Origin of the sequence: Micromonospora sp. S4605, from assembly GCF_003176715.1 — a bacterium.
Classification (GTDB): Bacteria; Actinomycetota; Actinomycetes; order Mycobacteriales; family Micromonosporaceae; genus Micromonospora; species Micromonospora echinaurantiaca.
This window is the reverse complement of the sequence record NZ_QGSW01000234.1, coordinates 26,989-39,685: the sequence shown is the minus strand read 5'-3', so window position 1 is coordinate 39,685 and position 12,697 is coordinate 26,989. Positions and strand designations below refer to the sequence as shown.

Annotated in this window: 13 protein-coding genes; 9 read left to right on the top strand and 4 right to left on the bottom strand. The window is 75.5% G+C overall.

Features of this window, described 5'->3' with window-relative positions:
* Positions 1-7: 7 nt before the first annotated feature.
* Positions 8-649: a response regulator transcription factor gene (locus DLJ47_RS20185; RefSeq protein WP_109901645.1), complete on the bottom strand. Its 642-nt coding sequence runs from the start codon at positions 647-649 to the stop codon at positions 8-10.
* A gap of 63 nt (positions 650-712) precedes the next feature.
* Here DLJ47_RS20185 and DLJ47_RS20180 point away from each other — a divergent pair, with 63 nt between their 5' ends.
* From DLJ47_RS20180 to lon, 5 genes are all read left to right on the top strand, one after another.
* Positions 713-1,438 carry a sensor histidine kinase gene (locus tag DLJ47_RS20180; protein WP_146228152.1) on the top strand — a complete coding sequence of 242 codons (726 nt, stop codon included), beginning with the start codon at positions 713-715 and terminating at the stop codon, positions 1,436-1,438.
* Positions 1,439-1,523: 85 nt separating this feature from the next.
* Positions 1,524-2,393, top strand: coding sequence for a manganese catalase family protein (locus DLJ47_RS20175; protein WP_109901641.1), 870 nt, complete (start codon positions 1,524-1,526; stop codon positions 2,391-2,393).
* A gap of 70 nt (positions 2,394-2,463) precedes the next feature.
* Positions 2,464-3,615 carry a putative manganese transporter gene (locus DLJ47_RS20170; RefSeq protein WP_109901639.1) on the top strand — a complete coding sequence of 384 codons (1,152 nt, stop codon included), beginning with the start codon at positions 2,464-2,466 and terminating at the stop codon, positions 3,613-3,615.
* Positions 3,616-3,667: 52 nt separating this feature from the next.
* Complete coding sequence (locus DLJ47_RS20165) at positions 3,668-3,949, top strand: hypothetical protein (RefSeq protein ID WP_109901637.1); 282 nt, start codon at positions 3,668-3,670, stop codon at positions 3,947-3,949.
* A gap of 38 nt (positions 3,950-3,987) precedes the next feature.
* The gene (gene lon / locus DLJ47_RS20160; RefSeq protein ID WP_109901635.1) at positions 3,988-6,324 is read left to right on the top strand and encodes an endopeptidase La; all 2,337 of its coding nucleotides are present in this window, start codon (positions 3,988-3,990) and stop codon (positions 6,322-6,324) included.
* Between the two features lie 68 nt (positions 6,325-6,392).
* Here the strand turns inward: lon and DLJ47_RS20155 are convergent, their stop codons facing one another.
* On the bottom strand, positions 6,393-6,881 hold the full coding sequence (locus DLJ47_RS20155) for an SgcJ/EcaC family oxidoreductase (protein ID WP_109901633.1): 489 nt from the start codon (positions 6,879-6,881) through the stop codon (positions 6,393-6,395).
* A gap of 57 nt (positions 6,882-6,938) precedes the next feature.
* Between DLJ47_RS20155 and DLJ47_RS20150 the strand changes: the two genes are divergently transcribed.
* The gene (locus DLJ47_RS20150) at positions 6,939-7,409 is read left to right on the top strand and encodes a MarR family winged helix-turn-helix transcriptional regulator (protein WP_109901631.1); all 471 of its coding nucleotides are present in this window, start codon (positions 6,939-6,941) and stop codon (positions 7,407-7,409) included.
* Positions 7,410-7,476: 67 nt separating this feature from the next.
* Here DLJ47_RS20150 and DLJ47_RS20145 read toward each other — a convergent pair whose 3' ends face one another.
* On the bottom strand, positions 7,477-9,273 hold the full coding sequence (locus tag DLJ47_RS20145) for a DEAD/DEAH box helicase (RefSeq protein WP_109901629.1): 1,797 nt from the start codon (positions 9,271-9,273) through the stop codon (positions 7,477-7,479).
* Positions 9,274-9,375: 102 nt separating this feature from the next.
* Complete coding sequence (locus DLJ47_RS20140) at positions 9,376-10,233, bottom strand: DUF6010 family protein (protein WP_233257919.1); 858 nt, start codon at positions 10,231-10,233, stop codon at positions 9,376-9,378.
* 133 nt (positions 10,234-10,366) lie between these two features.
* On the opposite strand from DLJ47_RS20140, the gene DLJ47_RS20135 reads away from it, so the two are divergent.
* The 3 genes from DLJ47_RS20135 to DLJ47_RS20125 are packed head-to-tail and all read left to right on the top strand — an operon-like array spanning position 10,367 to position 12,680.
* Complete coding sequence (locus tag DLJ47_RS20135; RefSeq protein WP_233257918.1) at positions 10,367-11,521, top strand: sensor histidine kinase; 1,155 nt, start codon at positions 10,367-10,369, stop codon at positions 11,519-11,521.
* Positions 11,518-12,123 (top strand): response regulator transcription factor, encoded by a 606-nt coding sequence (locus DLJ47_RS20130; protein ID WP_109901625.1) that lies wholly within the window; start codon positions 11,518-11,520, stop codon positions 12,121-12,123. Before DLJ47_RS20135 ends, DLJ47_RS20130 begins: the two co-directional genes overlap by 4 nt.
* 35 nt (positions 12,124-12,158) lie before the next feature.
* Positions 12,159-12,680 carry a 2'-5' RNA ligase family protein gene (locus DLJ47_RS20125; protein ID WP_109901623.1) on the top strand — a complete coding sequence of 174 codons (522 nt, stop codon included), beginning with the start codon at positions 12,159-12,161 and terminating at the stop codon, positions 12,678-12,680.
* Positions 12,681-12,697: the final 17 nt, after the last annotated feature.

Sequence of the window (12,697 nt, the reverse complement as noted above, 5' to 3'; positions counted from 1 at the left end):
GGTTCGTTCACCCGCCGAGCAGACCGGCGTGGCCGGCCAGCGCGGCGGCCTCCGCCCGGCTGGACACCCGGAGTTTGCGCAGCAGTGCCGCCGTCATCCGCTTGACCGTCCGTTCCGAGACGTGCAGCTCGTCGGCGATCTCCAGCGTGCTCCGGCCGGCAGCGATCGCCCGCAGCAGCCGTCGCTCCTCCTGGTCGAGGTCGACCGGGGCGGCACGGGCCGGCCGTAGCAGCGCTCGCAGCAGTTCGCCCGGCAGCACCGCCCACCCGTCGAGGATGGCCAGCAGCGGCGGCAGCAGCTCCTCCGGCTCGGCGCTCTTGGGCAGGAAACCCTCGGCGCCGGCGCGCAGCGCGTCCAGCGCGGGCTTCGGTTCGTCGCCGCCGGACATCGCCACCACCCGGACCCGGGGGCTGGTCCGGCGGATCGCGGCCACCGCGCGGATGCCGCCCGGCGGTGGCATGTGCAGGTCGACCAGGGCCAGGTCGGGCAGGCACCGGCTGACCAGCGAGGCGGCCGAGGCGGCGTCGCCGGTGGAGCCCACCACCTCGGCCCGCTTGTCGGTCGCCGCGGGCAGCAGCAGCTCCAGCCCCCGGACGAACAGCGGGTGGTCGTCGACCACGGCCAGCCGGAGGGTGGGGCGGTTCGGCATGTCTGGTCCCTTCCCCAGCGGGTACCGATCATGCGGCGCGGCCGGACGAGGGGAGGCGGACCGATGCGCGGACGGCACGGTTTCCAGGGGTTGCTACGCGGGTTCCGGCGGGGCGGCGTGGGTCCGGCCGGCCCACCCGCCCCGGGCGACCCGGAGCTGCTGCTGCGGGTGCTCTGCCACGAGTTCCGTACCCCGGTCAGCACCCTCACCTCGCTGACCCGGGCGCTCGCCGACGACCGCGCCGGGCTGACCGGCGACGACCGGCGGGCGATCAGCGAACTCGCCCGGGACCAGGCCGCGCATCTGCAGGACCTGCTCCGGGACGCGGCGGCCAGCACCGGCGCGCTGGCCCTCGCCGGGCAACCCGAGCCGACCACCGTGCCGCTGGTGGAGATCCTCCGTGGGGTCGCCGTCCTGGTGCCCCGGCACCGGCGACGGGTGCGGGTCACCCGCCGGGCCGGCGGCTGCCCGGTGCCGGCCGGCCGCACCCGGCAGGTGCTGGCGAACCTGGTGCAGAACGCGCTGCGGCACGGGCCGGCCGACGGGCGGATCGGCATCCACGCCTCGGTGCGCCGGGCCGGGTTGAGCATCCTGGTCACCGACGAGGGGCGGGTGGACGACGCGTTGCTGGCGGCCCTGCGCCGGCCCGCGCCGGCCGTCGGGATGTCCGGCCTGGGGCTGTGGATCGTCCGGCGGCTGCTGGCCGTCGACGGCGGCACGGTACGGGCGCACCGGCTGCGTCCGCGCGGTGTGGCGCTGGAGGTGCTGCTGCCCCGCCCCACGGGCTGACCCGGTTGGGCCGCCGGTTGGCCCGGGTGGGTCAGCCGGGCGGGAACTGTCCTCGGTACCGAACCAGTGGCACCGAGGAGGACCCGTGTTCAGCCACATGAAGGACCTGCAGTTCGAGGCCAAGCCGGATGGCCCGGACGCCGCGTTCGCCCGCCGGCTCCAGGAAGTCCTGGGCGGCAAGTGGGGCGAGATGACCGTCGCCAACCAGTACCTCTACCAGGGCTGGAACTGCCGCCTGCCCGGCAAGTACAAGGATCTCTTCCTCGACGTCGGCACCGAGGAGATGGGCCACGTCGAGATGATCGCCACCATGATCACGCGGCTGCTGGAGAACGCGCCGCTGTCGTTGCAGGAGGCCGCCGACGACAACCCGATGGTGGGGGCGATCTACGGCGGGTCCAACCCGGCGCACTTTATCCACGGCGGCGGCGGCGCGCTGCCGGTGGACAGCGCCGGCGTGCCGTGGAACGGCAACTTCATCACCGCCAGCGGCAACCTGATGGCCGACTTCCAGCTCAACGTGACCGCCGAGGCGCAGGGCCGGCTCCAGGTGGCCCGGCTGTTCAACATGACCGACGACCCGGGCGTCAAGCAGATGCTGCGCTTCCTGCTGGCCCGCGACACCATGCACCAGAACATGTGGCTGGCCGCCATCGAGCAGCTCAAGGAGGACGGCCTGGAGGAGATGCCGGTGCCGGACGCCTTCCCCGACTCCAAGGAGCTCACCGAGCAGTTCAGCTACACGTACCTGGACTTCTCGCCGGGTCCGGACGCGGCCGAGGGTCGCTGGGCGTCCGGGCCCGCGCCGGACGGCAAGGGCGAGTTCCGCTACGACCACAGCCCGCGCGCGCACGCGCCCGAGCCGGTGCTCCCGCCCGGCGACCCGCGGCTGTACGGCACCAACCCGGGTATCGCCGGCGGCATGGTCAACAAGGTCAAGAGCAAGGTCACCTGACAGCCGCACCGCCGGACCGTCCGCGTGTGGCGGGCGGTCCGGCGGTGCCCGTACCCGGAGGAGGTGTGCCGTGACCGAACTCGTACTCCGCCCGCTGGCGGACGCGTTCATGCAGGTGGGCGTGTATGTCGCCGTGATGGTCGCGTTCTTCGGCTGGCTGCGCTGGCGCTACGGCGACCGGGTCACCGACGGGCTGACCCGCCGTCGCCGGCTCGGCCCGCTGGTCGGCGCGCTGCTCGGGGTCAGCCCGGGCTGTGGTGGGGCGATCATCCTGATGCCGCTCTACGCCCGGGGGAAGGTCTCCTTCGGCACCGTGATCGCCGCGCTGGCGGCCACCATGGGTGACTCGTCCTGGGTGGTGATCGCCTGGAACCCGCTGTTCGCGCTCCAGATCCACCTGCTGCTCTTCGCGGTCGGCCTGGTCACCGGCTACGTCGTCGACGCGCTCGGCATCGACCCGGCCCGCGCCGTGCGGCGCCGGCGCGTACCCGCCGGCGGGTCGGCCGCCGCGCCCGCCGGCCTGGCCGCCGCACCCGCCGGCGTACCGGCCGGCCTGGCCGCGGCGGGCGGACCCGACCTGGTCGGTGCGCGTCGGCTGCTCGGCGGGCTGCTGCCCCGGGTGCCGGCGTCCACCGCGTTCTGGGGGCTGACCACGCCGGCGTTCCTGGTGTCGGTGCCGGTGGTGTTCCAGCTGGTCGATCCGGGGGTGCTGACCGACCGGCTCGGCGGCGTCGACCCGTACCTGGCGCTGGGGGTGCTCGGCACGCTGACCGCCATGCTGATCTTCGCCGCCGGGCGGGGGCGGCTGGCCGACGACACCCTGGAGACGGCACAGGCCCGGTCGTTCCGGGAGACCCTGCGGCACAGCGCGCACGAGGCGTCCTTCGTGACCGTCTGGGTGGCGGTGGCGTACCTCGCCTGGCACGTGATCACCACCAGCACCGGCTTCGACGGGTCCGAACTGGCGCTCACCGGGCTCCTCGGCGTCCTGGTCGGCGCGGCGATCGGACTCATCCCGGGCTGCGCCGTGCAGATCGTCTTCACCGGTCTCTACGTCAGCGGCGGCCTGCCGCTGCCCACCCTGGTGGCCAACGCGATCAGCCAGGACGGCGACGCCCTGATCCCGCTCGCCGCGATGCGCCGGCACTCCGCCGCGCTGGCCACCGTGATCACCACCATTCCCGCGGCCGCCGTCGGCGCCGCCCTGCTGCTCCTGCTCTGAGCGACGAACCCGCGCGACGAAGCCCGCGCGACGAACCGGAAAGGGGAGTACCGTGCCCGCCACCGCGCCCACTTCGCAGACCGCCCTGGTGCCGGTCGCCCGGACCCGGGTCAAGCTGCTGGTCTTCATCGCGCTGACCGGGCTGGCCTGGTTCGCCGGGCTGCCCGGCCCGACCGTCGCCGCACTGGCCCTGACCAGCCTGGCGATCCCGCTCGCGGTCGCCGTCGCCGGTGGCGGTGGGCTGGTGCGGGTGCTGCTGCGCGTGCCGGCCCGGCCGGCGGCCGGACGTGGTCTGGGTCACACATCGGAACAAGGGGAACGCTTTGTTACTTGAGCGAGACAGGCTCAAGACAACGCGATAGCAGGTGTTCGATGGCAACTCTTCCGGTACTTCCCCTGACCGACGCCGTGCTGCTGCCCGGCATGGTCATCCCGGTGACCCTCGACCCGACCACCCAGGCCGCGGTCGACGCGGCCCGCGCCACCGGCGACCGCCAGCTGCTGGCCGTGCCCCGCCTCGACGGCGAGTACGGCCCGGTCGGCGCGGTGGCCACCATCGAGAAGGTCGGCCGGCTGCCCAGCGGCGAGCCGGCCGCCGTCATCCGCGGCCTGTCCCGGGCGCGGATCGGCTCGGGCGTGCCCGGGCCCGGCGCCGCCCTCTGGGTCGAGGCGACCGAACTGTCCGAACCCGCTCCCGCCGGCCGGGCCCGGGAACTCGCCCGCGAGTACCGCGCCCTGATGACCTCGGTGCTCCAGCAGCGGGGCGCCTGGCAGGTCATCGACGCGATGGAGCGGATGACCGACCTCTCCGAGCTGGCCGACTCCGCCGGGTACGCGCCCTGGCTGAGCCTGGACCAGAAGAGCGAGCTGCTCGCCGCGCCGGACGTCACCGCCCGGCTGGAGCTGCTGGTCGGCTGGGTGAAGGAGCACCTGGCCGAGCAGGAGGTCACCGAGCAGATCAACAACGATGTCCGCGAGGGGCTGGAGAAGTCGCAGCGGGAGTTCCTGCTGCGCCAGCAGCTCGCCGCGATCCGCAAGGAGCTCGGCGAGGACGAGCCCGACGGCTCGGCCGACTACCGGGCCCGGGTCGAGGCCGCCGACCTGCCGGAGAAGGTCCGCGAGGCGGCGCTGCGCGAGGTCGGCAAGCTGGAGCGGGCCAGCGACGCCTCCCCGGAGGCGGGCTGGATCCGAACCTGGCTGGACACCGTCCTGGAGATGCCGTGGAACACGCGTACCCAGGACAACACCGACCTGGCCGCGGCCCGCGCGGTGCTCGACGCCGACCACGCCGGCCTGCCCGACGTGAAGGACCGCATCCTGGAGTACCTCGCGGTGCGCAACCGCCGGGCCGAGCGCAACCTCGGTGTGGTCGGCGGGCGCGGCTCCGGCGCGGTGCTCGCCCTCGCCGGCCCGCCCGGCGTCGGCAAGACCAGCCTCGGCGAGTCCGTCGCCCGGGCGCTGGGCCGCAACTTCGTCCGGGTCAGCCTGGGCGGCGTGCGGGACGAGGCGGAGATCCGCGGTCACCGGCGCACCTACGTCGGCGCGCTGCCGGGCCGGATCGTCCGCGCGCTGCGCGAGGCCGGTTCGATGAACCCGGTGGTGCTCCTCGACGAGGTGGACAAGCTGGCCGCCGGCTACTCCGGCGACCCGGCCGCCGCGCTGCTGGAGGTGCTCGACCCGGCGCAGAACCACACCTTCCGGGACCACTACCTGGAGGTCGACCTCGACCTGTCCGACGTGCTCTTCCTGGCCACCGCGAACGTGGTGGAGGCCATCCCCGGCCCGCTGCTGGACCGGATGGAGCTGGTCACCCTGGACGGGTACACCGAGGACGAGAAGGTCGCCATCGCCCGCGACCACCTGCTGCCCCGGCAGCGGGAGCGGGCCGGGCTGACCTCCGACGAGGTGACCGTGGCCGACGAGGCGCTGGCCCGGATCGCGGGGGAGTACACCCGCGAGGCCGGCGTCCGGCAGCTGGAGCGGGCCCTGGCGAAGATCCTGCGCAAGGTGACGGTCGCGCTGGCCGACGACCCGTCTCCGGTCCGGGTGGACACCGACAACCTGGCCCGCTACCTGGGTCGGCCCAAGTTCACGCCGGAGTCGGCGGAGCGGACGGCCGTGCCCGGCGTGGCGACCGGCCTGGCGGTGACCGGCGCCGGTGGGGACGTGCTCTTCATCGAGGCGACCAGCATGGAGGGCGAGCCGGGGTTGACCCTGACCGGCCAGCTCGGCGACGTGATGAAGGAGTCCGCGCACATCGCGCTGTCGTACCTGCGGTCGAACGGGCGACGCTTCGGCATCGACCCGAACGCCCTGGCCGGACGTCGGATCCACGTCCACTTCCCGGCGGGCGCGGTACCCAAGGACGGTCCCAGCGCCGGCATCACCATGGTGACCGCGCTGGCCTCCCTGGTGACCGGGCGACCGGTGCGGCCCGAGTTCGGGATGACCGGCGAGGTGACCCTCTCCGGCCGGGTGCTGCCCATCGGCGGGGTGAAGCAGAAGCTGCTCGCCGCGCACCGGGCCGGCCTGACCGAGGTGATCATCCCGAAGCGCAACGAGCCGGACCTGGACGACCTGCCGGCCGAGGTCCGCGAGGCGCTGACCATCCACACCCTGGCCGACGTGGCCGACGTGCTCGCCCTGGCGCTGCGCCCGGCCGAGCTCGCCCCGGAGTCGCTGGACGGACCGGCGCTCGCCGCCGCCTGACCAGGCGACCGGCCCGATCGGGGGCGCGGGCGGACCGCCCGCGCCCCCGATCCGTGCGTCCGGGCCGGTCAGGCCACCGGCCGGCCGAGCCCGAGCGTGCGCGCGCCGCGGGCCATCGCCTGGGCGAGTCGGGCGGGCGCCGACCCGGGGGCGGGAATCCGGACCGGGCGGACCCGACCGTTGTGCAGAGCGGTGAACCGCCACCCCTCGGCGGTGCGGACCGCGACCAGGGTCTGTCGGGACAGTCGGCGCCGGGGCAGTCGGGACCGCCACGGCATCAGCACCGACCCGGTCCCGTGCACGATCGCCACGTCGTCGGTCACCGGGCGGATCGACTCCACCTCGCCGACCAGCGCGGAGCCGGCGAGCACTCCCCGGAAGAGCTGGTCGTGGGCCGCCTGCATGGGTGCTCGGCCGGCGGCCCTGGTGCCGTCGTAGGAGACGTAGTCCGAGTCCGCGGTGAAGCAGGCGCCGTAGGCGATCGCGTCGTTCGCCGTCCAGGCGGCCAGCAGCCGGTCGAAGAGCTGCCGGATCTCGGTGCGGTCGTCGTCGGTCACGGGAGAACCTCCTGCTAATGTTCGATCGTCGAAACGAACGCTAGCAGAAAGATTCGAATGTCGAAAAGTGATGTGTCTCGCGAGGTGGCCCGGCAGATCCGGCTGCTGCAACAGAGCTTCGACGCGTTCGACGAGGCGGCGGCGGTGCGACTCGGCATCAACCGCACCGACCTGCGGGCCCTGGACGTCGTGCTGGGCCGCGGACCGCTGACCGCGGGGGAGCTGACCGCCGCGTTACGGCTCAGCCCGGCGGCCATCACGACGGTCATCGACCGGCTGGAGCGGGCAGGGCTGGTGGCCCGCACCCGGGACCCGGAGAACCGGCGTCGGGTCCTGGTGGCCGCCACCGAGTCGGCCCACGCCGCCGAGCGGGAGATCTACCGGCCGGTCGGCGAGGCGGGCCTGCGCGCCCTCGCCCGCTACGACGGCGACCAACTGGCCACCATCGTCGACTTCCTGGCCACCGCCCGCGCCGTGCAGCAGGAGCACGCCGAGCGGCTGGCCGCCGGCTCGCGGCAGCGGTCGTGAGGCCGGCGGCGGCCTGACCGCCGGACGCACCGATGCCGCCGGTGGCCGGGGCATCGGTGCGCGTGCCTCAGCGACGGTCCCGGCGCTCCCGTCGGTCGTCGGCGAACTCCCGGCGGTCACGCCGGTCGGCACCGTCGAAACGGCGCTCGTCCCCGTCGCGGTCGCGGCGCACCGTCGCCTTCCGCCCCTTGATGGTGCTGCCGCGCAACCCGGCGATCACCTCGTCGGCCACCGCGTACGGGACCTCGACGAGGGAGAACCGGTCGGCGATCTCGATCGAGCCGATGTCCCGGCCGCTGACCCGGGTCTCGCCGGTGATCGCCCCGACCAGGTCCTGCGGGCGTACCCCGGCGCGCCGGCCAAGCCCGATGAAGACCTGGGTGGTGCCGCCGGTGCGCGGCCGGGCGCCGCCGCGCCGCTCGCCCCGGCCGCCGGCCTCCGGCCGCCCCTCCCGCGGGCCACGCACCGGGACCTGCGGGATCTCCTCCTCATCGGCCGCGCCCGGCGAGGTCGCCTCGTGCGCCAGCCGCACCGCGGCGAGCGCCACCTCGACCAGGTCGAACTCGTCGGTCAACGACTCGACGATGGCCCGGAACGGGTCGAGGTCGTCCTCCAGCAGGCTCTCCCGCAGCGCGGCCTGGGTCAGCTCCAGCCGCCGGGTGCGCAGGTCGGCCACCGTCGGGATCTTGTCGATGGTGATCCGCTGCCCGGTCACCCGCTCGATGGTCTTGAGCATCCGGTGCTCGCGCGGCTCGGCGAGGGTGATCGCCACCCCCTCCCGGCCGGCCCGGCCCACCCGGCCGATCCGGTGCACGTACGACTCCGGCGCCGACGGCACGTCGTAGTTGACCACGTGGGTGAGCTGCTCGACGTCCAGGCCCCGGGCCGCCACGTCGGTGGCCACCAGCAGGTCGGCGGTGCCCGCCCGCAGCCGGCCCATCACCCGGTCGCGCTGCTCCTGGCTCATCCCGCCGTGCAGCGCCTCGGCCCGGTAACCGCGCCCGTTCATCGTCTCGGTGAGCCGGTCGACCTCCTCCCGGCTGCGGCAGAACACGATCGCCGCGGTGGGCGACTCGACGTCCAGCACCCGGCCCAGCGCCGCCGGCTTGTGCGCCCGGGCGACGATGTACGCGCTCTGCCGCACCCGGGGCGCCTCGCCGGCCACCGGCTGCTCCCGGGCGATCAGGATGCGCACCGGGTCGGTGAGGTGCTGCCGGGCCATCCCGTCGATGCGGGCCGGCATGGTCGCCGAGAAGAGCACCGTCTGCCGCTGCTCCGGCGCGTGTTCCAGGATCGCCTCGATGTCCTCCGCGAAGCCCATGTCGAGCATCTCGTCGGCCTCGTCCAGCACCACGGTGGCCAGCCCGCCCAGCCGCAGGGTGCCCCGGGCGATGTGGTCCAGCGCCCGGCCGGGGGTGGCCACCACCACGTCCACTCCGGCGTCCAGCGCGCGCAGCTGCCGGCCGATCGGCTGCCCGCCGTAGATCGGCAGCACCCGGGTGCCCAGGTCCTTGCCGTAGCGGTGGAACGCCTCGGACACCTGCACGGCGAGTTCCCGGGTAGGCACCAGCACCAGCGCCGTCGGATCGCCGCCGGCGCGCTCCGGCGGCATCCGCTGCAGCAGCGGCAGCGCGAACGCGGCCGTCTTGCCGGTGCCGGTGGCCGCCTGGCCCAGCAGGTCCCGCCCGGTCAGCAGCGGCGGGATCGCCTCCCGCTGGATCGGGGTCGGCTCCTCGTAGCCGAGCGCGGTCAGCGCGTTCAGCAGCTCGGCACGCAGGCCGAGGTCCGCGAAGGCACCCGCCCCGGCGTCCGGGTCGGCGGCGGGACGGGTGGGTGGTTCGGGCGGTACGGGTGCGGAACTCATGTGACAAGCCTTTCATCACCGCCGGGCGGGCGGTGCGGCGACCGGCACAACACCGGGCCGGGCCGGCCGCCCCCGTACCGCCGGCCGGCCCGGCCCGGCGGCTCAGCCGGTCAGGATCGCCAGCACGACGGTGACGCCGACCACCGCGTCGAACACGCCGCACCCCTCGGCGTAGGCCCGGGGCACCACCTCGTCGCGGCGGTGGTGCAGCAGGTCCCAGCCGGCGTGGGCGAGCCACCCGGCGGCCACCAGCCAGGCCGCCGTGCGGCCGTCGACCACCACCGCCACCAGTACCAGCGCCGACCAGGCGGCCAGCCCGACCAGCTGCCGGCCGAGCCCGCCGGGACCGCGGAGCCGGCGCCGGGCCGCGCCGATCACCAGGTACAAGCCGGGCAGCACCAGCATCAGCCACGGGCTCGGCACGTCCGGTTCGGCCCACAGCTTGACCGTCAGCAGCAGGGCGAGCAGGGTGGGCCACCGGCGGGCCAGCGCGACGACGGCCGGGTGCCGCCGTACCGGGACCGGCGCGGCGTGCCGGTGCCGCACCGCCACCAGCACCATCGCGGGCACCATCAGCAGGTGCCCGCCGAGCAGCAGGGCGTCGCCCCCGAGCAGCCCCGCCCAGTACGGCCCGAGCAGCAGCAGGAACGGCAGGTACATGGCGGCCGCCATCTCACCGCTGGCAGCCCAGGAGTGCCGGCGGTACCGCATCCAGACGGTCATGCCGACGGTCATGTCGGTCGCCATCACCAGCGCGGCGACGTCCGGCCGGGCCAGCGCGGCGGTGAGCCCGAGCGGGGCGCCGGCCACCGTCCACAGCGGGCCGAGCAGCACCATCCCGGCGACCATCGCCAGCGCCATCTCGCCGAGGTGCCGCAGCAGGTGTCGTACGCCGCCGGCCGGGTGCGCGGCGGCCGGCGGCGCGGAGACCACCGGGTCGTTCGTCAGCGTCTGTCTCATGCCCTCGACCCTGCCGGCGGCGGTGGTCCGCACGACAGCCGCGTGCGGCACCGGATTTCCGGGCGGGTCGCACGGCCGGACCGTGCGATCCGCACGGGTGAACCGGACGGCGAGCCGCCCTAGGATCTGCGGCGTGACGCAGCAGGCGGCGGTACCCCGGGCGGACCGGCGGCTGCGCCGCGCCCGCTACGCGACCCTGGTGTCGCTGGCCACCAGCGGCTGGGCCAGCCTGCTGCTGCCGGTGGTCGGCGTGCTGCGGGAACCCGACCCGGTGCGCGCGGCGCTCGGCGCGGCCGGTGTGCTCGCCTTCGCCGCCGCCCAGTCCGCCGTGCTGTACGCGGCGGCCACGCCGTGGCTGGCGCAGCGGCGGCGCCGCCGGTTCCAGGTGTGCCTGGCCGTGGTGGCGGTGCTGAGCGTCCCCGTCGTCGGTCCGGTCGCCGCCGGCGACTGGCCCACCTGGGCGTGGCTCGGCGCCTCGCTGGTCGGCATGGCGCCGCTTCTGGTCCGCCCCCCGGCCGCGCTGACGGTGGCGGCGCTGGCCGTCGCGGTCGCCGCCGGCGTGGCCGGCTGGACCGGCGGCTCGCTGGGCCGCCACCTCGCGGTGACCGGCGGGGTGGGGGCCGGCATCGCGGTGGTGAACTGGTTCCAGGTCTGGTTCTGGGACCTGCTCGTCGAGGCCCGGCAGGGCCAGGCCGCGCAGGCCCGGCTGGTCGCGGCCGAGGAGCGGCTGCGGCTCGCCCGGGAGGTGCACGACGTGCTCGGGCACAACCTCACGGTGATCGCGTTGAAGGCCGAGCTGGCCGCCCGGCTCGCCCCGAGCGATCCGGGGCGGGCCGGCAGGGAGGCCGCCGAGGTGCAGCGGCTGGCCGCCGCCGCGCTGGCCGAGGTACGCGAGACCGTGCACGGCTACCGCACCGTCGACCTGGGTGAGCAGCTCGCCGCCGTGGCCGGCGTACTGCGCTCGTGCGGCGTACGGTGCTCCGTGCCGTCCCCACCGGCCGGCCTGCCGGCGGCGACGGCGGGCGAGCTGGCGGCGGTGCTGCGCGAGGCGAGCACCAACGTGTTGCGGCACAGCCGGGCCGGCTGGTGCCGGATCGAGATCGTCCAGGAGGGCGGCGTGGCCAGGATGACGGTGACCAACGACGGCGCCACCGACCGGGGCCCGGACGGGCGCAGCAACGGCCTGCGAGGGCTGACCGACCGGCTCGGCGCGGCCGGCGGCCGGCTGCGGGTCCACCGGGAGGGTGCGGTGTTCACCCTGGAGGCCACCGTGCCGGTCGCCTCATGATCCGCGTCCTGCTCGCCGACGACGAGGAGCTGGTCCGGGTGGCGGTCGCCGCCCTGCTCGGGCTGGAGCCCGACCTTGAGGTGGTGGGGCAGGCCGCCGACGGGCCGACCGCGGTCACCGCCGCGCTGGCCCACCGGCCGGACGTGGCAGTGGTGGACCTGGAGATGCCCGGGCTCACCGGCATCCAGGTCGCCGCCGAGCTGACCCGGGTGCGGCCCGACTGCGCGGTGGTGCTGCTGACCGGCCACGGCCGGCCGGCGCACCTGCGCCAGGCGCTCACCGCCGGGGCGCGGGGCTTCCTGCCCAAGGGCTCACCGGGCGGCGCGCTCGCCGACGTGATCCGCCGGGTGCACGCCGGCGGCCGGTACGTCGACCCGTCGCTGGCCGCCGACGCGCTCACCCTGCCCGAGTGCCCGTTGACCCCCCGGGAGCTGGAGACGCTGCGGCTGGCCGAACTCGGCGCCCCGGTCGCGGTGATCGCCCGGCGGGTGCACCTGTCCGCCGGCACCGTCCGCAACCACCTCGCCGCCGCGGTGCAGAAGCTGGGTGCCGCCGACCGGGCGGCGGCGGTGCGCACCGCCCGCGACAACGGCTGGCTCTGACCCGACCGGTCACCCCGCCGACTAGCCTGACGCTGGTGCGTACGGTCGAACTGGTCTGCTCGGCGGGGTTGGACGCCGCGGTCCGTGCCGCCTGGGCCCGGCTGGCCGCGGCGGGGCTGCCCAGCCTGGCGCGTAACACCCACCCGACCAACCGGCCGCACCTGACCCTGGCCGCGGCCGACGAGTTCCCGCCGGGCGCGGTGGCCCGGCTGACCGCGCTGGTCGACGCGGCGCTGCCGCTGCCGGCCCGGCTCGGCGAGGTCACGGTCCTGGACGGCAGCGCGCCGCTGGTCTGGCTGGTCCACCCCGGCGCCGAGCTGACCGCGCTGCACGCGGCGGTGTGGCGCGTCCTGGCCGACGCCGACGGACGCAACCCGTGGCACGCGCCCCGGCGGTGGCGCCCGCACCTGAGCCTGGCGCTGCGGTTCCGCGACGCCGACGCCGGCCTGGCCCGGGCGGTGCTCGGCGACGCCCAGCCGGCTGGGGAGTTCGTCGCCGCGCGCAGCTACGACGGCGCGACCCGCAGCGTCCACCCGCTCGGCACGCCGACCGGCTGATCGCCGCGCCGGGCGTC

Bases quoted from the DNA above. Each gene is read 5' to 3' on its own strand.
- DLJ47_RS20185 (WP_109901645.1), bottom strand. From the start codon at position 649: ATGCCGAACCGCCCCACCCTCCGGCTGGCCGTGGTCGACGACCACCCG.
- DLJ47_RS20180 (WP_146228152.1), top strand. From the start codon at position 713: ATGCGCGGACGGCACGGTTTCCAGGGGTTGCTACGCGGGTTCCGGCGG.
- lon (WP_109901635.1), top strand. From the start codon at position 3,988: ATGGCAACTCTTCCGGTACTTCCCCTGACCGACGCCGTGCTGCTGCCC.
- DLJ47_RS20150 (WP_109901631.1), top strand. From the start codon at position 6,939: ATGTCGAAAAGTGATGTGTCTCGCGAGGTGGCCCGGCAGATCCGGCTG.
- DLJ47_RS20145 (WP_109901629.1), bottom strand. From the start codon at position 9,273: ATGAGTTCCGCACCCGTACCGCCCGAACCACCCACCCGTCCCGCCGCC.
- DLJ47_RS20140 (WP_233257919.1), bottom strand. From the start codon at position 10,233: ATGAGACAGACGCTGACGAACGACCCGGTGGTCTCCGCGCCGCCGGCC.
- DLJ47_RS20130 (WP_109901625.1), top strand. From the start codon at position 11,518: ATGATCCGCGTCCTGCTCGCCGACGACGAGGAGCTGGTCCGGGTGGCG.